This window comes from Vibrio sp. Vb2131 (assembly GCF_033338535.1).
GTDB classification, from domain to species: Bacteria; Pseudomonadota; Gammaproteobacteria; order Enterobacterales; family Vibrionaceae; genus Vibrio; species Vibrio alginolyticus.
In genome coordinates this window covers 1-705 of sequence record NZ_JAWOSW010000070.1, presented here as the reverse complement: position 1 = coordinate 705, position 705 = coordinate 1, and the positions used below count along the sequence as shown (strand labels likewise).

Below are 705 nucleotides of genomic sequence, written 5' to 3'. Positions count from 1 at the left end.
AACAATCGTTCAGGATCGGCACTTAGTGCTTCGAATATATCCATGATGATTTGTTGCCCTTTGTATTCGACAATCTGTACCTGCGGCACTTGAATGACATACTGACTGACGAAATGTTTAAGCACATCTAGCGCTTTCGCCATATGCGGTTCTAAACAAGCATTCCATGCCAGTAAAGGGTTTTGGAATGGTTCATCAACCACTTTAATAGAGATGCTTGTAAGTAGGGCATTGACCATACCGCCAATCGCATCTTTGCGTTGGTGATGTTTACCGCTAAACAGCATTTGTCCAATAGAGCCGATATGTTCTTCAAACCAAGGATCACCGCAATCAGCTAACTGACTTGCTGCACCTTCTTGCCATTGCTGACGTGTGACCATACCCAGCACAATGGCATCTTCTAAGTCGTGCACGCCATACGCAATATCATCGGCGAGCTCCATAATGGAGCAGTCGAGGGATTTAAAGCGCGTTTTGCTGTGCTCTAAATCGGAGTCTGGTCGATAGCGCATTTGGCTCAACAGGCTTTTGTCATTCTCGCTGAGTGGAGCGATAACCCAATCAAACAGATCTTTATCGCAATCGTAGATGCCTTTCGCTGGGCTCCATTCTTTGGCTTTTAATCGGCGTTGATGTTCTGCAGGGTTTGGCAGCTTGACTGAACGAGTCTGACTGATGAGTGCTGGGTATTTGATCAAACCT

General features: G+C 46.0%; 1 pseudogene. It reads right to left on the bottom strand.

Annotated elements, in window-relative coordinates:
- A pseudogene (locus R7E38_RS22905) lies at positions 1–705 on the bottom strand (dGTPase); the annotation flags it as partial.